We start from the raw sequence: 22,110 nt of genomic DNA, 5'->3' as shown, positions 1-22,110 counted from the left end.
TTGATCGTATGAGAAATCATGTGTTTATACTTGGTGAATTAAATGTAGATATTATACTGAAGGGGAAGGATGTAGTACCCGAGTGGAATAGAGAGAAGCTGCTCGATTCATTCGATATTGTACTTGGCTCTTCTTCCGCGATCACTGCTTCTGGACTTGCTGGCTTGGGGTTAAATGTACATCTAGTGAGCGTTGTGGGTGATGATCAATTTGGTCATTTCTGTATTGAGCAGCTGCAGCAAAGAGGTGTCGATACGAGATACATAACGATAGATAAGACGATGAAAACGGGTGCAACGGTATCTTTATCAACAGAGAAGGACCGTGCTTTCCTTACTTACATGGGCGCGATTCCACACCTGACTGTAGATCATCTTCCAAAGGATTTATTTGAACAGGCTGCTCATATTCACTTTGGCTCTTATTATTTGCAGGAAGATATGAGAGAGCATTGGCTAGAAGTGTTCAAGCAAGCGCAAGCTGCGAATATTAGTACCTCGTTCGATACAGGCTGGGATATTCATGGCAAATGGTATGCTGAGCAAATTTCCGAATTAATGGAGCATACATCCTTATTTATTCCTAGTGAGGATGAATTGATGGAGATTTATGCAGTAGCAGATTTGGAAGATGCAATTGGCAAACTGCCGTCAAAACATCATATTGTTGCGGTTAAATGCGGCTCAAAGGGAGCTGTTCTCATTGACAAAGATGGGAATCAGACATGGGGGAAACCATTCCCTGTAACGCCAATCGATACAACAGGTGCAGGGGATTCCTTCAACGCAGGCTTAATTTATCGTTATTTACAAGGTAGTAATAAAGAAGAAATGTTGCGGTTTGCATGCGCTTGTGGAGCGATGGCAACACTACGAATTGGTGGTGCAAGTGCTGCGCCATCGGAACAGGAAGTACAAGCTTTCATGGAAGAAAGCAAATAAATTACAAACAAAGAGGTGACTGGAGAATGAGTATCTATACGAAGGTATCAAGTCCCAAAACGATACTGACATCAACTGGTGGATTCCTTAGCGGATATACTCATTCTCTGAATCCATATGTAGGCTGCGCATTCTCCTGTTCCTATTGTTATGTGCGAAGATTACCTGTAGCGCTCTTTCGCAAACAAGAATGGGGAACTTGGGTGGATCTGAAAGCTGGAGCAGCTGAATTACTGCGCAAGGAAATTCGCAGCCTGAGGCGTAGAGAACAGCCGATTCGTATTTTTATGTCTTCCAGTACAGATCCCTATCAACCTGTTGAATATAAGGAAAAGATTACGAGATCGCTGCTTGAAGTCATGATAGAAGAAATGCCTGATTTCCTATTTGTTCAGACAAGAAGTCCACTTGTAACACGTGATATGGATTTGTTTCTTCGCCTGAAGGATCGGATTCGCATCAGTGTGACAGTCGAAACGGACCTCGAAGATGTGCGCCGAATTATGGCGCCAGCTTCACCACCTCTTGCTGCAAGGCTTCATGCTTTGAAGCAGTTAACAGAAGCCGGGCTGCCAACGCAGGTAGCAGTAGCTCCCGTTCTACCATCCTCAGACCGATTTGGCAGTATACTTGCTCAAGTGACAAATCGGGTATGTATTGATGATTTTTTTATGGGTGATGGAAGTAATGGTCGCCGAACGAAGCAGCTTCAAATTGAAGAACTGTATAAACAGCATGATCTGGATGAATGGTATGACCCTAATGCTTATAAGAAAGTATATGAACAAATGAAAGCCTATTTCTCTCCAGACAATATCAAGATTAGTACAGAGGGATTTAGTTAGAATATATGCTTAAGGGGAAGTTGTTGAATGGATCAAAAAGTACAACTTATGCTGGACCGATTGGTTGATTTGATGAAAAGTGAGCTGGGAAATAATCTCATAGGCATGTATTTGCATGGCTCCTTAGCTATGGGCTGCTACAATCCGAATCAGAGCGATATCGATATTCTGGTTATTGTGAAATCAGAGCTAACAATTAATAGTAGAAGGCGCATAGGCAATAGATTAGCAGCTTTTCGTGAGCAATTGCCATGTGCATCTGGTATTGAACTAAGTATCCTTCTTGAAACTTATCTTCAGTGCTTTAAATATCCAACGCCATTCGAACTTCATTATTCAGACAACCACCATGAGCGATACCTAACAGATGTGAACTATGTGTGTGGTGGCGATGGGGCGGAGGATCCGGATTTAGCAGCACATCTGGTGATTGCCTATCATCGTGGAATTGCGTTAGTTGGACCAAAGATGGAAGAGCTGGGTCAACCAGTAGGTCTCCGTTATTACATGAATTCGATTGTTGCGGATGTAAACTGCGCTCCACATCATATTAAAGATGCACCTGTTTATTATACGCTGAATTTATGTAGAGTTCTGTGCTTCCTGCGGGAAGGTCAGATCACCTCCAAGCTTGAAGGCGGTCAGTGGGGGATGCATGTCCTTCCTTGGGCATATCACGGGCTTATTGAACATTGTCTTCAAGTTTATGTTGGATTAGGGCAAGATCCTAAAGTATTTGAACAGTATGATCTAGTCGGTTATGCGGAATATATGTTAAGTGAAATCAACCAATTGAAAGATAAAAAGCAGCTCTAACCATCTTTATGACAAGAGGGTGGTTTAGAGCTGCTTAATTGTTATTGAAAGGAGTAACCTGATTGGAAGTTTTTGTTTTGGAAATCCAAGAATTAAACGAAGGTGTCTTTGAAAATTTATTAACCAAAGTGTCTCCTGAAAAGGCAAATCGTATTCGAAAGTTTGTTTTTAAACAAGATGCACATCGAGTATTATGTGCGGATTTGTTTATACGATCCATCATTATGCAACAGTGTTTCATTGAGAATGCCAAGATTGAATTTAAATATAATTCCTATGGCAAACCTCAATTAATAGGACACCCCGGATTCCATTTCAATATATCTCATTCAGGAAATTGGATTGTATGTGCTGTAGATAATCAACCAATTGGAATCGACATAGAAATGTTACAAGATATAGATTTACAGATAGCAGACCGATTTTTTTCTACACAAGAGGTGATTGATCTATATCAACAAGATAGAGATTCTAGAACTTCATACTTTTTTGATTTATGGACATTAAAAGAAAGCTATATCAAAATGCTTGGTAAAGGCTTGTCAATTCCTTTAGATTCTTTCTCAATTCGTTTATTAAGTAAGGAAATTGTATTTATTTCTCATCAAGAAAGGGAAGAAGTTTTTTTAAAAAAGTACGATTTTCATCCTGAATATAAATTGGCAGTTTGCGCAATGCATAAATACATATCTGAAGATTTTAATGTTTCATCTTTTCAAAAGATGATTCAAATATTTAACATGATGTAAGAATATTTGTTAAGTGAAATCAACCAAATAATAAATAAAGAGCAGCTCTAACCATCTTTATGAAAAAGGGGTGGTTTAGAGCTGCTTAATTGTTATTTAATGTAATTCGTTATAAGACCTTCATAGAAATCTTTGCTTCTTAGCCCCACAAACTTCTCGACCGGTTTGGAATCTTTAAACAACATAACAGTTGGCATCGACATAATGCCATATGCAGAAGTTACTTCTGGGGAATCATCTACATTAATTTTAATAATCTGTACTGATTTTCCATATTTCTGATCTAAGTCATCCAAGATTGGATTCAGAGCCTTGCATGGTGGGCACCATGGTGCTGTAAAATCTACTAGCGTCACACCTTTAGCATCAATTGCTTCTTTATAGTTCGTGTCGTTTATATTCCGTATTGTCATTCGAGTTTCCCTCCATATTGTACGCAGTCAGCCTGTATGGCTTGAATGCGTTCCTCTAAATTTGACTTGATTAAGGTAAGCTGATTAATCTGCTCATTCAACTCTTTAAGTCTTGCTTGATAAATTGGCATCACTTCCTTGCAGAATGCTTCTTTACTGATAAGAACACATTGGAGGAATCGTGAAATTTGCTCAGTTGATAGACCAAGCTTCAAATAAAACTGAATGGTATTTACTTGTTCAACGGTAAGTACATGATACTCTCGATATCCATTATCAAGGCGCTGAGGAGTTATCAAGCCTTGCTGCTCATAATATCGAAGGGATCGAACGCTGACACCTGTTAATTTGGACAATTCTCCAATTTTCACTAGATACAACTCCTATACTGAAGGTTGTGAGTTTATTATAAACTGTGACATTAATGTGAGAGTCAACTGCTTTTTAAATAATTCCATTATAAACCCGAAAATAAAGAAAACCACCCCGTAAAGGTTGTCGAGAAATATCCCAACTACCCTTATGGGGTGGTAATAATCATGTACTTATTATTTTACTTGGCTTGTGCAGGAATTCCGTCAAAAGTAGCGGCATACTCTGGCATACCCATTGCATATGGGAAGTACTCATATTGCTGGAAGTAGACCACCAATTGATTGTTATCTGCAATGTAGAAAGGCTGATCAGCAGCGATGGATTCAAAGGGAGTTAATAAGTTCTCTGTTTGTTTCTGCTCATCCATTTGTTTTTTGATTGCTTGGTTGATCAGGCTAGTGAAGTCTTTACCTTCTGAATAAAGATCCTTTAACTTTAAATCTTGACCTGTTTGCAAGTCAAAATTGTAGGAGCTTTGAACGGTATTGCCATGTGCTCCGCCTGTATACGCGTAGTGATCGAACACAACGCTTAACACATTGTCTTGGTTGTATTTGATGTCGTAGTTGATTGCAACTTCTGTTTTATAAGCGTCGCCAGCTTCAGTTGATGCATTATCCTTCTGATCCTTCAAGGCTTGATCTTTGATCGCTGTCACATATTGCTCAAAGGCTTTATTGATTTCTTCTTGAACTTTTGCATCAGCTAATCCTTCGATTTGTGGATATTGGATATCCAACGTCAATTGATCAGATTTTGCATTATCTTTTACATTACGAATTGTAATGGTGTTCTGCTTTTGAGTAGTTAATTCCACTAATTGGTTATCCTGGCTGCTTGTCACCTTGAATCCCAAAATCGCTCTAACGAGATCGGAAGTAATATATGTACGCTCATTAATCATTTGAATCTCATCTTGCAGGAAGCTCTTATGATCGTTGAAGGTATAAGTCTGATCATCTAATGAAATGGTAATGTTCTTGCCATCTTTTGTTAATGTAATCTGATGGTTAGGAGCAGACCAGCCAATTTTATAGCCACTAGCTTCCCCAATACTGCGGAGTGGAAGCAGCAACTGATCATTCTTTATCTGGGATGTATCTGCAACTTTCTGTCCGTCAATGACAATGCCTCGTGCCTGATTATCAGCAGCGAAAGCTGTTGCTGAGATACTTAATGTCATCGCAAGTGCGGATAATACAGCAATTGATTTCTTCATTTTTTTCATAACTTCCATCCTCTCTCTGTGCCTTATTAATGTCTTAACAATTACAGTATAGCTCTATATGTGAAAAATTTGGTTACTAGAAGGTTACACTTACTAAATGATTTTACAAAAAAAGGGTCGACGAAATAATTTCGTCAACCCTTCATATTTGATCTAGATTAGGAACCACAAGCGCAGTTTAGAACTGGTTTGCGTGCTGCAAGTGTCTCGTCAAGTCTACTGACAACAGTGGAGTAAGGCGCATGAATGACTAGCTCTGGATCATCAATCGCTTCTTGAGCGATTTGGATCATCGTATCGATGAAGCTATCTAGTGTCTCTTTGCTTTCCGTTTCAGTTGGCTCGATCATGATGCTTTCTTCCACATTAAGTGGGAAGTAAATAGTTGGTGGGTGATAGCCAAAGTCGAGCAGACGCTTGGCAATATCAAGTGTACGCACGCCGTGTTCTTTTTGACGATTACCGGACATGACGAATTCATGCTTACATGCTTGCTTGAATGGAATGTCGTAGTACGGTGCAAGACGTGCCATCATGTAGTTTGCGTTTAGAACGGCATATTCCGAAACCTTGCGTAAACCATCTGGACCAAGCGTACGCATATAAGTATAAGCACGAACAAGAATACCGAAGTTGCCATAGAAGCCTTTTACTCGACCGATGGATTCTGGATAATTGTAATCGAAGTAGTATTGTCCAGCTTCATTGCGTTCTACCATCGGAGTAGGTAGGAACGGAACGAGTAGGGATTTAACACCTACTGGTCCTGCACCAGGGCCACCGCCGCCGTGAGGCGTACTCATCGTTTTGTGCAGGTTAAGGTGAACAACGTCAAAGCCCATATCACCAGGACGTGTAATGCCCATAATAGCGTTCGTATTCGCACCATCGTAATAGAGTAGACCGCCAGCATCGTGAACGATTGCCGCAATTTCTGTAATCTGTTCCTCGAATAGACCGAGTGTATTCGGGTTCGTAAGCATTAAGGCAGCAGTATCGGATCCAACCGCTTTCTTCAGCTCATCAATATTGACTAGACCACGATCATTCGACTTAATTGTCACTGTTTCAAAGCCAGCAACCGTTGCACTCGCAGGGTTGGTTCCGTGAGCGGAATCAGGCACGATAACCTTCGTACGAGCTTCGCCACGGCTCTCATGATACGCTTTGATCATCATAAGTCCAGTCCATTCGCCATGCGCACCAGCAGCAGGTTGAAGCGTTACACGATCCATTCCTGTTAGAGCAGCAAGGTCTTGCTGCAAGTTGTACAGCAGTTCTAGCGCGCCTTGAATGGATTCTTCAGGCTGGTAAGGATGGATTTTGGCAAATCCAGCAAAACGAGCAACATCCTCGTTAATTTTCGGATTGTATTTCATGGTACAGGAACCGAGTGGATAGAAGCCATTATCGATACCAAAGTTACGACGGGATAGTGCCGTATAGTGGCGAATAACATCGACTTCATATACCTCTGGCAATTCCGCAGGCTGTTGTCTGAGAAGTTTGGCAGGGATTAAATCGGTAAGCTTTTGTTCGGGTACATCACAAACTGGCAGGGAATAGCCTACACGACCTGGGTGACTTAATTCAAAAATAAGCGCTTTATCGTGTTTAACTTCCGTTTGGGAATCCGTAGTGATCTGTGTCATTACACGAGCACCTCCAAGCATTCGATGAATTGATCGATATCTTCTTTGCTGCGTTGCTCTGTAACGGCAATCAGCATATGACCTGCAAGTTCAGGATAATCGCGATCCACTTGATAACCGCCGATGAAGCCTGATAGCAGCAATTTAGCGTTAATCTGCTTAATGTCTGTTCCTTCTGGCAACTTGATCAAGAACTCATTGAAGAAGCTGCTGTCATTTGCGAGCGAGAGCTTCTTGGAGGATTGAATCCGAGAAGCAGCATAGTGAGCTTTCTGTACGTTAAGTGCGGCGACTTCTTGGATGCCGCGCTTGCCTAGCGTCGATAGGTATACAGACGCGCAGAGAGCGAGAAGCGCTTGGTTCGAGCAAATGTTCGACGTCGCCTTCTCACGGCGGATATGCTGTTCACGCGCTTGCAGCGTGAGCACGAATCCGCGTTTGCCTTGGCGATCGACGGTTTGCCCTACGATGCGCCCTGGCATGCGGCGCATCCATTTGTCTGCGACGGCGAAGTAGCCACATGTTGGGCCTCCTAGCGAAGCGGAGATCCCAAGCGGCTGGCAATCGCCGACGACGATGTCAGCGCCTAGCTTGCCAGGCGCTTCGAGCAAGCCCAGCGTGAGCGGATTCGCGCTCACGACGAGCAGTGCGCCCGCGTCATGCGCAAGCGGCTCGAACACTGCGAGATCTTCCACAGCGCCGAAGAAATTCGGCGATTGGACGATCACTGCAGCGGTGTCCGCATCCAGCTTGGACGCGAGATCGGATGCGCTTGTAACACCTTGCTCGCAAGCAATCTCGACGACTTCGAGGCCAAGGCCTTTCGCAGACGTCGTAAGGATTTGTCGAGCTTCTGGATGTACCGCGCGGGAGACAAGCAGGCGCTTGCGCTTGGTCGCACCGCTCGCAAGAGCACCAGCCTCCGCAAGAGCCGTTGCTCCGTCATACATCGATGCGTTGGCTACTGCCATACCAGTCAGTTCGCAAATGTAGGACTGGAATTCAAAGATCGCCTGCAATTCGCCTTGGCTAATTTCTGGTTGGTACGGTGTGTAAGCTGTATAGAATTCAGAGCGTGAGATCACATGATTAATAACAACAGGCAGATGATGATCATAAATGCCAGCGCCTAGGAAAGAAGAGTATTGATCGAAATCAGCGTTTTTGCCTGCCAATCTGCGCATATATTGAAGTAATGCACCCTCATCAAGTGCTTCTGCAACGTTCAAACGACCTTTGAAGCGAACATCATCAGGAATGTCGTTAAATAACTCATCAATGGATTGAATGCCGATCGTATCCAGCATTTGCTTCTGATCTTCTGCGGTCATCGGTAAATAGCGATGGTTCATGTCGTTTCTTCTCCTCATTGTGGGATGATTTATTTTTTATAAAAAGGTGTTGCCACCACTTTAGCGCGAATCTTCGATCCTCTAATTTCTACATCCAGCTCTGTATCTAAAGCGGAGAAGGAGGAGTCAATTAAGGCTAAGCCAACATTTTTTTTCAAAGTAGGGGATTGTGTGCCAGTTGTCACTTCACCGATCTGCGCGCCTTCCGTTGAGTAGACGGGATAATGACAGCGAGGAATGCCTCTGCCGATCATTTCAATACCAACAAGCTTGCGAGGAATACCGGTCCGCTTCTGAACAGAGAGTGCTTCTCGTCCAATGAAATCACCTTTATCAAGCTTTACGAAGAAGGATACGCCAGCTTCCAGCGGAGAAATCGTCTTCGATAGCTCTTGTCCATAAAGCGGCAATTTAGCCTCAAAACGAAGCGTATCGCGTGCGCCAAGACCTGCAGGAACAAGACCATCTGCATCACCAACTTCTAGCAGCTTCTTCCAGAGATGAATAGCATCATCTGAAGCGATGTACAGTTCAAAGCCATCTTCTCCTGTGTAGCCTGTACGTGATACAAGTGCGTTCACGCCTGCAACCTCGATTTGGTTGAAGAATCTGAAGACTTTAAGTTCGTTAAGTGGAGCAGAAGTTAATTTGCTAAGAATGTGCGCAGCCTTCGGCCCTTGAAGCGCAAGTAGTGCTGTAGTGTCCGAAATGTTATCGAGTTGTATATCTCCTTCGAGATGCTGCTGCATCCATTCCAAATCCTTGTCAATATTGGAAGCATTGATAACGAGCATGTAAGCCTCTTCACCTGTGCGGTAGACAAGCAGATCATCAACAACTCCGCCATCAGGATAGCACATTAAGCTATATTGGCATTGTCCAATTTGGATTTTCGTTACATCGTTAGTCGTTAGCTTTTGCAAATAATTAACAGCGTCACTACCACTTACGTTAACTTCACCCATATGAGATACGTCGAATAGTCCAGCTTGCTCGCGTACTGCTGCATGCTCTTTCTGAATACCAGCGAACTGTACGGGAAGCTCCCAGCCGCCAAAATCAATGACACGTGCATCATAATCGTTGTAAATCGGAAATAGGGGCGTTCTTTTTAGCATCCGAATCACCTTCGCTTTGTTCATTTTTGATTTTTCATAGAATTTAAGCCTAGAAAACATAAATTAAAACACAAAAAAAGAGCAAAAAGCGCGCATATAGGGTATGCGTTCTTTTTGCTCTGTCCTTTGTACCTGAGAGTGTCCTTGAGACATCGTTCAAGATGGTTCAAGTTTCCCCATGGGTGTCTACTTGATCCAGCGTCAAGCAAAGCTCTCCAGAGATGCGTCCCATACAAGTCCTTTTGCCTGAGAGATTCACCCAGCATGGGCTTACTCCTTCGGCGTTACGTTAGGTGATATAGAATTTATAACATTCGTATCATAAATTCTAAGTATCACCTTAAGAAACGCGCCGTCTTTAAGTACGGCGAAGCCGTTTCTCCTTGCGTAATCTCTCCCTGTATGATCATCCGCCATATTAATAATGATAAGTTAGACTCATTCATTTTACACTTAATATTAACGATTATCCAGAACATTTTGTCAATAGCAAAAAGGAAACGGTTTCTAACGTATTTGCACGTAGAAATACATATAACTTGACTTTGGTGTTTTATTTGATTTAACCTTATATCGATATCGTAAATCGGAGGTCGAGCACAATGAGTCAAGTAGCGTCAAATTTATTATATTCAAAAGAGCACGAATGGGTTGAAGTGTTATCAGATAACAAAGTTAGAATCGGGATTACAGATTTTGCTCAAAACCAACTAGGGGATATCGTGTTCGTTGAAATGCCTGAAGTTGGTGCTAAGGTTGCTCAAGACGACAGCGTTGGAAGCGTTGAATCCGTGAAGACGGTTTCTGATATTTACTGTCCAGTAAGCGGTAAAGTAGCTTCTGTTAACTCTTCACTTGAAGACGCTCCAGAACTAGTGAACAGCAGCCCGTACGGGGATGGCTGGATGATCGAAGTTGAAATTAGTGGCCGTGAAGCGCTTGAAGGTTTGCTGACTGCTGCTGAATACGAAGCTTATACAAACGAATAACATTGATCTTTGTTCTTACATAGTTTACAATGTGTCAAGACATAAGGGGAGAACTCCCATATGTCTTGGCTTTTTGTCATTTCTTGAGATAATTGTACAAGCTGTATTACACAGAAAGAGGGATCAAGGATCATGAGTATAGAGGCAAAAACAGTCAGTCAATCGAGATCGATCAGCACAGACATTATTTTACCTGGTCAAACGAATTATCATGGTACCGTATTCGGCGGAACGTTGCTGCAATCCGTAGATAAGGTTGCTACAATAGCGGCGATGAGGCATAGTCAAAGACCTGTAGTAACCGCATCAAGCGAAGCGCAGTTTATTAGCCCAGTTGGACTTGGAGAAGCGATTGAGCTTACAGCGTCTGTTATATGGACTCATCGTTCATCGATGGAAATTCAAGTCACTGGGATAGTAGAAGATTTGCTGACAGGTTTGAAAAAGCAGGCGGTGATCGTTTTCTTAACCTTTGTTGGTCTTGACGATAATCATAAGCCAGCACAGGTGCCAGAAGTAATTCCAGAGACAGATGAAGAGAAGCGGTTATTTAAGCTAGGCGAATCACGCTACCATGAACGAAAGCTGAAGCGTGCGGCTATGCAGTAATGCAGTTGTAAATAAAGGATTTCGAGGTATCCATAACACACATATATTTAAGGATTTGCAGGTGAACGAGAGGTGAAGCTCTTGAAGTAAATACCTGTGGATCCTTTATTTTATTTGTAATAGCTGCTCCAAATGATCCATTTATGCTAATTGTATTCGTAAACTGGAATTTTCTAGTTGGCAATCAGGCGGACTCATGCTACAATAATTCCGAGTAATCATATATGAATAATTTAATATTGTCCGATCAGCTGGTTCTTACATAGGCTATTGTAATAGGGTCAGTCGCCCACTTGCGATGGAAGGATGTGCTTGCAATTCGGAATCGTAAACAATCCATTAGCAGCGTTGTACGCTACAAACTTATCATTAGCTTGTTGTTAATCTTCGGCATTACAGCTTGTGGATCGAATTCAACGGATTCCCCAAAATCAGTTGAATTAATTCATGTGTCCTTCGATGCTACTCGTGAGCTATTCGATGACATGAATAAAGTATTTGCCGATGAATGGCTAGCTAAGACAGGCGAAGAGGTCCTCATCAGGCAGTCGCATGGCGGGTCTGGTAAGCAGGCTCGAACCGTTAATGATGGCTTACAGGCAGATGTCGTTTCACTTGCTTTATCTTACGATATGGATCGGGTTAAATCGGCAGGGTTAATTGACCCTAACTGGCGAACTCGCATGTCTTCAGGACCTTCACCGTTTACCTCAACCATTGTTTTTCTTGTGCGAGAAGGCAATCCCAAGCAGATACACGATTGGAATGATCTGGTGAAGCCGGGCGTTAGTGTCATTACACCGAATCCCAAGACTTCAGGCGGAGCAAGATGGAATTACATGGGTGCATGGGGATATGCGTTGCAAGCATTTGATCAGAATGAAGATAAAGCCAAGGAGTTTGTCACTGCATTGTATAAAAATGTGCCTATTCTTGGTTCTGGAGCGCGTGATTCGATGACGACATTCCTAGAGCAGGATATTGGGGATGTATTAATCGCTTGGGAAAGTGAAGCTCTGTTTGCAACGAACGAGCCAGGCAGGCATGTAGAGATCGTAACGCCATCCATCTCTGTTAGTGCAGATCCTGTTATGTCTGTTGTCGATCAGGTTGTTGATCACAAAGGTACAAGGGCAGCTGCAGAAGCATACATGAAGTTCATGTATACCGAAGAAGGGCAGACTATCGCTGCACAGCATTATTTTCGCCCACAAATGCAAAGTGTAGCAGACAAATATGCGGATCAATTCCCAAAGATTAAGCTGTTCTCGCTTGACGATCCTGCTTATGGAGGCTGGGATAAAGTGCAGAAGAAGCATTTTGCAGACGGAGGCATATTTGATGAAATTTATCAGCACTAATATCGTGAGCAAAGGCTCAAAAAAATCAATTCTTCCTGGTTTTGGGTTATCGATGGGCTTCTCCATTACTTATCTCAGCTTGCTCATTTTACTTCCTCTGTCAGCTGTTTTTATTTATGCAGCCGGCATAAGTTGGACGAAATTCTGGAGCATTATTATGTCAGAGCGCGTACTTGCTTCTTATGCATTAAGCTTCGGTGCTTCACTCGTTGCTGCACTCATCAATGTGTTGTTCGGTTTTATCGTTGCATGGGTGCTGTCACGCTACAAATTTCCAGGTAAACGACTGATTGATGCCTTGATTGATTTGCCGTTTGCACTACCTACAGCAGTTGCAGGTATTGCCTTAACGACATTATATGCGCACAAAGGTTGGCTAGGATCGATTCTGGAGCCACTCGGCATACATGTTGCTTATGCACCACTTGGGATTGTTGTAGCCTTGACATTTATTGGTTTGCCGTTTGTTGTTCGAACGATACAGCCCATCTTGATGGAACTAGAGCCTGACACAGAAGAAGCTGCTGCAAGCCTTGGAGCCTCTCGCATAAGCGTATTTATACGAGTAATCCTACCTGGACTATACCCTGCTTTGTTAACGGGCTTTGCTCTTGCCTTTGCCAGAGGTGTTGGCGAATATGGTTCAGTTGTCTTCATCTCGGGCAATATGCCGATGAGCACCGAAGTTGCGCCACTTCTCATTATGACGAAGCTAGAGCAATTTGATTATGTGGGTGCGGCAACTATATCTTCGGTGATGCTCGTAATTTCCTTTATTTTGCTGCTAGTTACGAACTATTTGCAATGGCGTTTAAGCAGACGGATAAACTAACGACTTGATCTAAAGGGTAGGTGAACATATGGCATTCGTCCGTCCAAAACAGCATCACACTGGTTGGGGTAAATGGGTTGTTTGCGGAATTGCAGCTGTTTTCCTGATCGTCATGCTCGTCTTGCCACTTCTCCTTGTATTTATTCAAGGATTGTCTCAAGGCATCAAACTATATTGGGATTCATTAGTTGATGAAAACGCAGTAGAGGCGATCAAGCTTACACTTAAGATCGCTTTAATAACCGTTCCTCTTAACGCGATATTTGGTATTGCAGTCGCATGGCTTTTATCTAAATTTACATTTCGTGGCAAAAGTTTGTTAATGACATTAATTGATTTACCAATGGCCGTATCCCCCGTTATAGTCGGCTTCTCCATCGTTTTAGTATTTGGAATTCGTGGATGGCTGGGTCCTTGGTTAACTGAACATGATATTCAGATTATTTTTGCTCTTCCAGGGATGGTGCTGGCGACGATCTTCGTTACGTTCCCGCTTGTTGCTCGTGAGCTAATTCCTTTCATGCAGTCGCAAGGCAGACAGGAGGAAGAGGTTGCCGCAACCTTAGGTGCTCGGGGCTGGCGGATATTCTGGCGCGTCACATTACCTAATATTAAGTGGGGATTAATCTATGGGATATTTCTGTGTAACGCAAGAGCAATAGGGGAATTTGGAGCGGTCTCAGTCGTCTCAGGACATGTGCAGGGATTGACGAATACGATCCCTCTGCATATTCAAATTCTGTACAATGAATATCAATTTTCAGCCTCTTTTGCCGTAGCCTCTCTGCTTGTATTGTTCTCACTAATAACGATGATCATCAAAGGATTGGTTGAATGGAAGGCTCAGCGTACTCAGCAATTACTTAAGGAAAGCGGGGAACTTTAGTCATGCATATCGAGGTTCGTGGACTTATTAAACAGTTCGGTAACCATTTGGCAGCCAATCAAGTATCCTTTGATATTCATAATGGTAAGTTAATTGGATTCCTCGGTCCGAGCGGTGGTGGTAAAACAACGATTCTACGCATTCTGGCAGGTCTTGAACATCCAGATGCAGGCGATATATTTTTTGATGGCGTACGGGTGAATGAACTTACACCTCAAGAGCGACATATCGGCTTTGTGTTTCAGAATTACGCCTTATTTAAGCACATGTCGGTCAAAGAGAATATCGCATTTGGTCTAAAAGTAAAGAAACGTTCCAAAGCTCAAATCAATGAACGAGTCAATGAACTGCTCGAATTAACGGGTCTAAAAGGGTTAGAGCATCGACTGCCCCTGCAATTATCAGGTGGCCAAAGGCAGCGCGTGGCATTCGCCAGAGCATTAGCACCAGAGCCGCAGCTACTACTTCTTGATGAGCCCTTTGCAGCGATAGATGCTAAAGTCCGTAAGGAGCTTAGAGGGTGGTTGAAGGAAACGATTGATCGATTAGGCATTACGACAATATTCGTAACACATGATCAGGATGAAGCTGTAGAGGTAGCGGATGAGATTATGATCATAAATCATGGACAAATCGAGCAGAAGGGTGCGCCTTATGTGATCTATCAGTATCCAGAGACACCATTTGTTGCTGAATTTATTGGAGAAACGAATATTTTGAATGAGGTATCCGTCCTTAAGGGGTTTGAGCATGTGGATGAGCAAGAACAAGCGATAGTAAGACCTGAATTTATCGAAATTGGATATGATCATGAAATTCCGCAGTCAGCGCCGACCGAGAATGGCATCGTTCGCAATGTAACCTTCAGAGGTCATAGCTGGCAAGTGGAAGTTGAGGTGTGCGGGCTAAGATTATTCGCTTACCGTTCTTTAGAGAGACAGACACCGAAGCTAGGTGATTCTATAAAAGTACTTATTCATCGCTTGTATGTATTTAACAAGAATGAGTCTTATGCCGTTGAGAACAGCTGGAAGCAGCAGCTTAGTTTGCGAAATGCTGACTACGGTATTGTGAATATACGTTAGAAGGGGAAGATAAAGTGGAACATTCAATTACAATTCATAGCCCGCAAGCCCAATTAGCTGCAACACTCCATATTCCTGAACATGAAAGCAAAGATTTGCTAGTCCAAAATGGTTCGTGGCCGATAATTATTATCTGCCACGGCTTTATTGGTACCCGTATAGGTGTTAACAGATTGTTTGTTAAAGCGGCACGTCATTTATCTTCACTCGGCTTTAAAGTTCTTCGGTTTGACTATGGTGGCTGCGGTGAAAGTACAGGAGATTACGGTGCGAGTGGTTTGGACGAGCTAATTATTCAGACACGAAGTGTTCTTGATTATGCAATCAGTCTAGAACATGTTGATCCAGATCGCGTTATTTTACTTGGACACAGCTTAGGTGGGGCTTCAGCACTGCTCACTGCAGCCAGAGATTCACGTGTGAAGAAGCTTGTCATGTGGTCGGCTGTTGCTTATCCGCATCATGATCTAGTGAACATCGTAGGCCGAGAGGAATATGCAAGACTAACTTCAACTAGTGTACTTGATCATAATGGATATGGATTTACACAGCGGTTTTTTAAATCGCTTGCTTCAGAACAGCCACTCATCCAATTGCGTAAATATGATGGCGATGTACTCGTCGTGCATGGAACAGGAGATGAGGTCATTCCTGTTGATTATGCACCTCTTTATCAGAATCATTTTGCGTTGCGATCAACGGGTAGTTGTGAGCTGCATTTGGTTCAGCAAGCAGATCATACCTATTCATCTCAATGTTCGGTTAACGAGTTGCTTCAGGTTACTGGCGAGTGGCTGATTCGGATGATTGCGCCTCAAGAAGGTTGGTATGATTGGAACATTTGACTACCTTTCTGTATAATACTTTGTAGAATCAGATTGGAGGAGTAGTATGCGCAAGGATACATTTACCTTAACCGATCCTCAGAATATACATATTTATGTGAACAGATGGCTGCCAGATAATGAAGATGCGACGAGTTATCGAGGGATCGTGCAGCTTGTACATGGAATGGGAGAATATGGCGCAAGATATGAGCGCTTTGCAACATCATTAGCAAATGCTGGATATATGGTTTATGCGAACGATCATCGAGGTCATGGAAATACAACCTCACCTGAAGATAGAGGGTATATAGGAACGGATGGATTCAATTGGATGGTCCGTAATGTGGATCAATTAACCAATCATATTCGTGAAGAATTTCCAGATCTTCCGCTTACCTTAATGGGTCATTCAATGGGCTCCTTTATCGTACAGAAATATATGTTTATGTTCCCTGGCAAGGTGAATGCCATTATTTTATCAGGAACGAATGGCAAACGTGGAATTGATTTAACACTTGGACATATGTTGGCTAATCGACAAGCTGATAAGCAAGGTGATCGTTATATCAGTAAACTTTTGAATCGTCTGACCTTCGGTGATTTTAACCGTAAGTTTAAACCGAATCGGACAACAGCGGATTGGCTGAGTCGAGATGAACAAGAGGTCGATGCTTATTTAAGCGATCCTTTGATTGTTCATGAATTTACGGCTGGTTTTTATCGTGATTTTTTTCAAAGTCTCAAAGAACTTCATCTTCAAGAGAACTTGAGCATAATTCCGAAGGATACGCCGATCTATATCTTTGCTGGCGATCGAGATCCTGTTGGCAACATGGGCAAAGGAATCCGTAATCTAGTAAAGCTGTACGAAACGAGTGGCTTTACTGATATGACTTATAAGCTCTACCCTGAGGGAAGACATGAAATGCTCAATGAAGTGAATCGGGATGAAGTCACTCAGGATGTCATCAATTGGTTAAATACACATACGTCCTAATATGTTTGGTGAAAATAACAATGGATAGAGCCTCCAGAATATATCTGAATCTCTATCCATTTTTTTATTCAATTTCTCCATAAAGCTCTAATAAGTGTTCCATATGTTTCTTTCCCCATTGTTGCATTGCTTCAAGTAGTGGTGCGAGTTCCTTTCCATATTCTGTTATAGAATATTCTACCTTCGGTGGGACCTGCGGGTACACTTTTCGATGAATAATGTCATGATATTCTAGTTCCCTTAGTTGAGCTGTCAACATCTTTTTTGAAATATCAGGAATCAGGCGTTGTAATTCGCTAAAACGCAGAACTTCATTACAATAAATGAAATACAAAATCACTGGTTTCCACTTTCCAACAATAATGTCTAAGGCAGTTTCAATTCCTCGTTTTTTTTCACAGCTATCATCCATTGGTAAACTCCTCACTCTAAGGTTACTTTTTTGATACTATGGCACAAATAAGTGTCTACTTCCAAAATAGAATCGTTAGAATTATTATAGACCTATAAATCACAAAATCAATTTGTAAATAAATGTTTAAAAATTTATTACTGGAGTGAGGAACATTATGAAATCGATGATTATTGAAAAGTACGGAAAAGTACCATTAAAACAAGCAGATATGCCATTGCCTACAGTTGGAGAGAATGATGTTTTGGTGGAAATATACGCGGCAAGTATCAACCCTGTTGATTTTAAAATAAGAGACGGAAAAGTAAAAATGCTTATTAAATACGAAATGCCACTTATTTTAGGTAATGATTTTTCTGGCGTAGTTAACCAAGTGGGAGCAAATGTAAAAAAGTTTAAAATTGGTGATGAAGTTTATGGAAGAGCAGATAAGAAGAGAATTGGGACATTTGCTGAATATATTGCAATTGACGAGAATGCCTTAGCTCTCAAACCCACTAATCTCTCATTTGAAGAAGCGGCTTCCATTCCTTTAGTTGGGTTAACATCTTACCAAGCATTCCATGATATTCTAAAATTATCTGTAGATAAACGAGTGTTAATACATGCTGGGTCTGGCGGTGTTGGTACTTTTGCGATACAGCTAGCTAAATCTATGGGAGCTTTCGTAGCAACTACAGCCAGTGAAGCTGGGTTTCAACTTGTTAATAGTCTCGGTGCAGACCAAATAATCAATTATAGAAATGAAGAGTTTGATAAAGTTTTAAATAATTATGATGCTGTATTAGATACAATAGGTGGAGAAACTTTAGAAAAATCATTTAAAGTTGTAAAATCAGGGGGACAAATTGTTTCCGTATCTGGATTACCAAACGCACGATTCGGTAAAGAATACGGTGTAGGTGTTCTAAAAACCAGTCTGTTCCGAATGGTTACATCAAAGATAACAAAGCTCGAAAAACAGCATAATGTAACTTATACCTTCTTATTTATGAAACCAAGTGGAGAACAACTAGACATCATAACTGAGTTAATTGAATCGAAAAAAATCAAACCTGTAATTGATAGGATATTTCCTTTTGAAGAGGCACAAAAAGCTATGGAGTATTCTGAATCAGGTAGAGCAAAAGGCAAAATCATATTAAAAATTAAGTAACAAAAATGGATAGAGCTCTCAAAATACATCTGAATCTTTATCCATTTTTTATTCATCTACAATTGCATTATGAGCTAGTAATCCTGCAATGTATAACCGAAGAACTGCGGCTTGTTATCTTGATCAAATGTTATCTGGTAAGGCTTAAGCTGGTCGTAATATCTTCTGGCAAATTGATTTTCGCCTACCGGATATATTTCAATATGTAAATTGCCTTTAAATCTAGTAAAATACAACGTTCCGTTAATGAGCTCAATCTGAATTTTGTTTTTCAAATAAGTGCCACAATAGGTTTTCTGCTCATTGTGACTTAGCGAGATTTCTTGAAACTTGGCCGGAGCATCCACTTCAACACCATGTAAAATATCTGAAATGGCATTGCCTAACTTGTACTGATTGATGCATTCGTTATTGGAAAGAATGATGATGCAAAGGTCCTCATCGAAGAAGCTTTGCATGTAGGTTGTAATCCCCATATTATCCCCGCCATGCGAAAACTTGTCTGTTCCGTACACATATGAATGCTCTAGGCCATAACAGTAATGATTGAGATTTTCCGTGAAAAATCGGTTGTACGCTTCTTCCGATAACATTTTTCGATCCCTCAAACATTGATACCACTTAAATAGGTCTTCGCAGTTTGACACGATTGCGCCTGCACCAATACTGAATTTTTCGTTGCTATATGGGGCTTTGATATAACGATCATAATCTAGGACATAGTTAAATGATCTGTCTTCGATAATTTTGTCTCCATCATCAACAGTTGTATGGTTCATATTTAATGGCTCAAAAATGTTTCTGCTCAGAAATTCGTCATAGCTCATATCGGATACATGCTCAATAATCCACGCAAGCAAATGATAGTTGGTATTATTGTAGTCATATCGCTCACTCGGATTGTGTGTTGGCTGCCTATTCATATACTTTGCGAAAAAATCATCCTTCGAATAACTCAGCCGATTCTCTTCGCCAAAAAAATTATTTTCAAAGTTATAAAAATTAGTAAGGCCAGAGGTATGAGAGAGAAGATGATGGACGGTAATTTGGTCTGAAATTTTCATGTTCGGTGGAAGGTACCGATTGGCGGGCTGATCAATGTCCAGCTGTTTCCTGTCATGCAAGAGCATGATGGCAAAAGCGGTAAATTGCTTTGACACAGAAGCTAAGGAGAATCGCGACTGCACATGATTTGGGATATCAAACTCGAGGCAAGCATAGCCACTGCTTCTTACGAACACGACTTCCCCTTTCTGAATCACCTGGATCACACCAAATAAGTCCCACAAATCCAAGTATTGATTGACATACTTCTCGAGTGTATCAATGTATGACTCGTTCATTACATTCACCTCCCATTGTAGTGTTTGGATTGTTGTCCCAATCCAATGTAAGGATACTGGTTTTTGCAATAAAGATATAGACTTATATTTTGCTGTCGTTTATAATAGTATTGTAAGGAGCTGGAAATAGCACCCTTACTTAAATTATGTCTAAAATAGATAACGCCACATTTTATGTGGCGTTTTTTGTTATTCTTTTTCATCGTGTAGACATATAAACAGGTTAATCAGGTTCTGTGGCGAAATATTAAGCTTATAGTATAAGTATCGTTGTTTATTTGGAGAAGCATATTCTGTCAAGATTTTGATTGAGAAGGGAATGAGCAATCATGTCTACGGAAATGCCTTGGTACAAATGGTACCCGCCAGAAATTAGCCCTCACTGCGATTACCCCGAGCATAATCTCGCACAATTTCTCATTAACTCAGCTGAGAAACGACCGAACTACATCGCCATGTATTTTATGGGAAAGCAAATCAGTTATGGTGAACTGTTGGAGCAAAGTTATAAGCTGGCACACGCCCTTCAGGGACTTGGTGTGCACAAGGGAGACCGTGTGGCGCTCATGCTACCGAACACGCCACATGCCGTTGTTGCTTATTACGGTGCTCTGATGTTAGGGGCTATCGTCGTTCAGACGAATCCGCTTTATACTGAAAGGGAGTTACAGCTTCAATTGGTTGACTCCGGAGCAACCGTGATCATTACCCTAGATTTTCTTCACAAGAAAGTACTTGCTGTTCAACCTCACACATCGATCAAGCAAATAATTGTTGGATCGATTAAGGATTATTTACCCTTCCCCAAAAATCTATTGTATCCGATGGTCGCATCAAAAGATGGTTTCGATCTTGCAGTTAATTACAGCTCAGAAGTGATTGGATACAAGAAGATACTCGCTTCGTCCTCCAAGCAGATGATCTGTGTAGAAGTGGATGCGAAGAAGGATCTCGCCTTATTGCAATATACGGGCGGTACGACGGGTATATCCAAAGGCGTTATGTTAACGCACTATAATCTGATCGCTAATACGATTCAAAATGCGAATTGGTGCTATAACATTACGCCAGGGAACGAGCGATATTTAGCTGCTCTGCCTTTTTTTCATGTGTTTGGTATGACAGTGCTTATGAATTTAGCTATTTTACAAGGTGATTCGTTAATTCTTTTGCCTAAGTTTGAAGCGCAGATGGTTATGAAAACGATTTCAAAAATGAAGGCTACGGTCTTCCCTGGTGCACCGACGATGTATATTGCCTTGATCCATCATCCACGAATTCAGGAGTATGATCTGTCTTCCATTAAGGTATGTGTCTCTGGCGCTGCACCTCTACCGCGGGAAGTACAGGAAGTATTTGAATCATTGACGGGAGGCAAACTTATTGAAGGCTACGGACTAACTGAGGCCTCACCTGTTACACATGCTAACTTGGTATGGGGTTACCGCAAAATTGGCACGATCGGCATACCTTATCCGGATACAGAAGCGAAGATCGTTCACCCAGAGACAGGTGTAGAACTGCCAATAGGTGAAATTGGCGAACTAATCGTTCGCGGTCCACAAGTGATGGTTGGATATTGGAATAGGCCGCAAGATACTGCAGCGACACTTCGTGATGGCTGGCTCTATACTGGAGATCTGGGAACAATGGATAATGAAGGCTTCTTTGCGATTGTGGATCGTAAGAAAGATCTGATTATCGCAAGCGGATTTAACGTTTATCCAAGGGAAATTGAAGAAGTTTTATACGAGCATTCTGCTATTCAAGAGGCAGTAGCAGTTGGCGTACCAGATGATTACCGAGGGGAGACGGTCAAAGCTTACATCGTCCTAAAAGCAGGCTCAACAGTAAGTCAGGAGGAGCTGAATGTCTGGTGCAGAGAACGGCTAGCTGCCTATAAAGTACCGCGGTTATATGAGTTTCGAAATACTTTACCGAAATCACTTGTAGGCAAAGTATTAAGACGTAAATTATTAGAAGAAGAGATGGAACGGAATAAGGAGATAAGCTAAGTTAATAGATTAGAAGGCTGTTTTGAATGTCTGGTATGCGGCATTTGAAGCAGCCTTTTTGATGTATGACAGGGGGACAACCGAAACCAAACCTCCTAGCCAAGCGTAG

General features: G+C 41.8%; 22 protein-coding genes and 2 riboswitches. Of the genes, 14 read left to right on the top strand and 8 right to left on the bottom strand.

Going from position 1 to position 22,110, the window contains the following annotated elements; all coding sequences use genetic code 11:
* Positions 1-8: 8 nt before the first annotated feature.
* The 4 genes from E0485_RS01600 (at position 9) to E0485_RS01585 (ending at position 3,351) form a co-directional block, all read left to right on the top strand.
* Positions 9-941: a carbohydrate kinase family protein gene (locus E0485_RS01600; protein WP_132415862.1), complete on the top strand. Its 933-nt coding sequence runs from the start codon at positions 9-11 to the stop codon at positions 939-941.
* Positions 942-967: 26 nt separating this feature from the next.
* Positions 968-1,786, top strand: coding sequence for an SPL family radical SAM protein (locus E0485_RS01595; RefSeq protein WP_132415860.1), 819 nt, complete (start codon positions 968-970; stop codon positions 1,784-1,786).
* 27 nt (positions 1,787-1,813) lie between these two features.
* Complete coding sequence (locus E0485_RS01590) at positions 1,814-2,602, top strand: aminoglycoside adenylyltransferase domain-containing protein (RefSeq protein ID WP_132415858.1); 789 nt, start codon at positions 1,814-1,816, stop codon at positions 2,600-2,602.
* A gap of 62 nt (positions 2,603-2,664) precedes the next feature.
* Positions 2,665-3,351 (top strand): 4'-phosphopantetheinyl transferase family protein, encoded by a 687-nt coding sequence (locus E0485_RS01585; RefSeq protein ID WP_132415856.1) that lies wholly within the window; start codon positions 2,665-2,667, stop codon positions 3,349-3,351.
* 92 nt (positions 3,352-3,443) lie between these two features.
* On the opposite strand, the gene trxA is transcribed toward E0485_RS01585, so the two are convergent.
* The 6 genes from trxA to gcvT form a co-directional block, all read right to left on the bottom strand.
* Entirely contained in the window at positions 3,444-3,764 is a 321-nt protein-coding gene (trxA, locus tag E0485_RS01580) for a thioredoxin (protein ID WP_132415854.1), read from the bottom strand.
* Entirely contained in the window at positions 3,761-4,135 is a 375-nt protein-coding gene (locus E0485_RS01575; protein ID WP_132415852.1) for a MerR family transcriptional regulator, read from the bottom strand. Before E0485_RS01575 ends, trxA begins: the two co-directional genes overlap by 4 nt.
* Positions 4,136-4,317: 182 nt before the next feature.
* On the bottom strand, positions 4,318-5,367 hold the full coding sequence (locus E0485_RS01570) for a PdaC/SigV domain-containing protein (protein WP_165921042.1): 1,050 nt from the start codon (positions 5,365-5,367) through the stop codon (positions 4,318-4,320).
* A gap of 158 nt (positions 5,368-5,525) precedes the next feature.
* Complete coding sequence (gene gcvPB, locus E0485_RS01565; protein WP_132415848.1) at positions 5,526-7,019, bottom strand: aminomethyl-transferring glycine dehydrogenase subunit GcvPB; 1,494 nt, start codon at positions 7,017-7,019, stop codon at positions 5,526-5,528.
* Positions 7,019-8,371 (bottom strand): aminomethyl-transferring glycine dehydrogenase subunit GcvPA, encoded by a 1,353-nt coding sequence (gene gcvPA / locus E0485_RS01560; RefSeq protein ID WP_132415846.1) that lies wholly within the window; start codon positions 8,369-8,371, stop codon positions 7,019-7,021. The genes gcvPB and gcvPA overlap by 1 nt, the downstream gene beginning before the upstream one ends.
* Before the next feature lie 29 nt (positions 8,372-8,400).
* Complete coding sequence (gene gcvT / locus E0485_RS01555) at positions 8,401-9,495, bottom strand: glycine cleavage system aminomethyltransferase GcvT (RefSeq protein WP_132416451.1); 1,095 nt, start codon at positions 9,493-9,495, stop codon at positions 8,401-8,403.
* A gap of 111 nt (positions 9,496-9,606) precedes the next feature.
* Positions 9,607-9,710, bottom strand: a riboswitch (glycine riboswitch).
* A gap of 3 nt (positions 9,711-9,713) precedes the next feature.
* Positions 9,714-9,899, bottom strand: a riboswitch (glycine riboswitch).
* Between the two features lie 192 nt (positions 9,900-10,091).
* Here gcvT and gcvH point away from each other — a divergent pair.
* The 8 genes from gcvH to E0485_RS01515 all read left to right on the top strand — a co-directional run bounded on the left by gcvH (position 10,092) and on the right by E0485_RS01515 (position 17,075).
* Positions 10,092-10,478: a glycine cleavage system protein GcvH gene (gcvH, locus tag E0485_RS01550; RefSeq protein ID WP_132415844.1), complete on the top strand. Its 387-nt coding sequence runs from the start codon at positions 10,092-10,094 to the stop codon at positions 10,476-10,478.
* 132 nt (positions 10,479-10,610) lie between these two features.
* A complete protein-coding gene (locus E0485_RS01545; protein ID WP_235857346.1) occupies positions 10,611-11,087 on the top strand; it encodes an acyl-CoA thioesterase in 477 nt (158 codons plus the stop codon).
* Between the two features lie 293 nt (positions 11,088-11,380).
* Positions 11,381-12,448, top strand: a complete 1,068-nt coding sequence (locus tag E0485_RS01540) for a sulfate ABC transporter substrate-binding protein (protein WP_407944819.1) — start codon at positions 11,381-11,383, stop codon at positions 12,446-12,448.
* Positions 12,429-13,280 (top strand): sulfate ABC transporter permease subunit CysT, encoded by an 852-nt coding sequence (gene cysT, locus E0485_RS01535; RefSeq protein WP_132415842.1) that lies wholly within the window; start codon positions 12,429-12,431, stop codon positions 13,278-13,280. Before E0485_RS01540 ends, cysT begins: the two co-directional genes overlap by 20 nt.
* 28 nt (positions 13,281-13,308) lie before the next feature.
* Complete coding sequence (gene cysW / locus E0485_RS01530) at positions 13,309-14,166, top strand: sulfate ABC transporter permease subunit CysW (RefSeq protein ID WP_132415840.1); 858 nt, start codon at positions 13,309-13,311, stop codon at positions 14,164-14,166.
* Positions 14,167-14,168: 2 nt separating this feature from the next.
* On the top strand, positions 14,169-15,251 hold the full coding sequence (locus E0485_RS01525; RefSeq protein ID WP_132415838.1) for a sulfate/molybdate ABC transporter ATP-binding protein: 1,083 nt from the start codon (positions 14,169-14,171) through the stop codon (positions 15,249-15,251).
* A 14-nt stretch (positions 15,252-15,265) separates the two neighbouring features.
* Entirely contained in the window at positions 15,266-16,096 is an 831-nt protein-coding gene (locus E0485_RS01520) for an alpha/beta hydrolase (RefSeq protein WP_132415836.1), read from the top strand.
* A 46-nt stretch (positions 16,097-16,142) separates the two neighbouring features.
* A complete protein-coding gene (locus E0485_RS01515; RefSeq protein ID WP_132415834.1) occupies positions 16,143-17,075 on the top strand; it encodes an alpha/beta hydrolase in 933 nt (310 codons plus the stop codon).
* Positions 17,076-17,139: 64 nt separating this feature from the next.
* On the opposite strand, the gene E0485_RS01510 is transcribed toward E0485_RS01515, so the two are convergent.
* Complete coding sequence (locus E0485_RS01510; RefSeq protein WP_132415832.1) at positions 17,140-17,487, bottom strand: winged helix-turn-helix transcriptional regulator; 348 nt, start codon at positions 17,485-17,487, stop codon at positions 17,140-17,142.
* 157 nt (positions 17,488-17,644) lie between these two features.
* Here E0485_RS01510 and E0485_RS01505 point away from each other — a divergent pair, with 157 nt between their 5' ends.
* Entirely contained in the window at positions 17,645-18,643 is a 999-nt protein-coding gene (locus E0485_RS01505; RefSeq protein WP_132415830.1) for an NADP-dependent oxidoreductase, read from the top strand.
* Positions 18,644-18,717: 74 nt separating this feature from the next.
* Here E0485_RS01505 and E0485_RS01500 read toward each other — a convergent pair whose 3' ends face one another.
* Complete coding sequence (locus E0485_RS01500) at positions 18,718-19,986, bottom strand: serine hydrolase domain-containing protein (protein ID WP_132415828.1); 1,269 nt, start codon at positions 19,984-19,986, stop codon at positions 18,718-18,720.
* Between the two features lie 329 nt (positions 19,987-20,315).
* Between E0485_RS01500 and E0485_RS01495 the strand changes: the two genes are divergently transcribed.
* Positions 20,316-22,001 carry an AMP-binding protein gene (locus tag E0485_RS01495; RefSeq protein WP_132415826.1) on the top strand — a complete coding sequence of 562 codons (1,686 nt, stop codon included), beginning with the start codon at positions 20,316-20,318 and terminating at the stop codon, positions 21,999-22,001.
* Positions 22,002-22,110 lie beyond the last annotated feature (109 nt).

The sequence above is a fragment of the Paenibacillus albiflavus genome, from assembly GCF_004344915.1.
GTDB lineage: Bacteria > Bacillota > Bacilli > Paenibacillales > NBRC-103111 > Paenibacillus_AM > Paenibacillus_AM albiflavus.
This window is presented reverse-complemented; position numbering and strand designations above follow the sequence as displayed.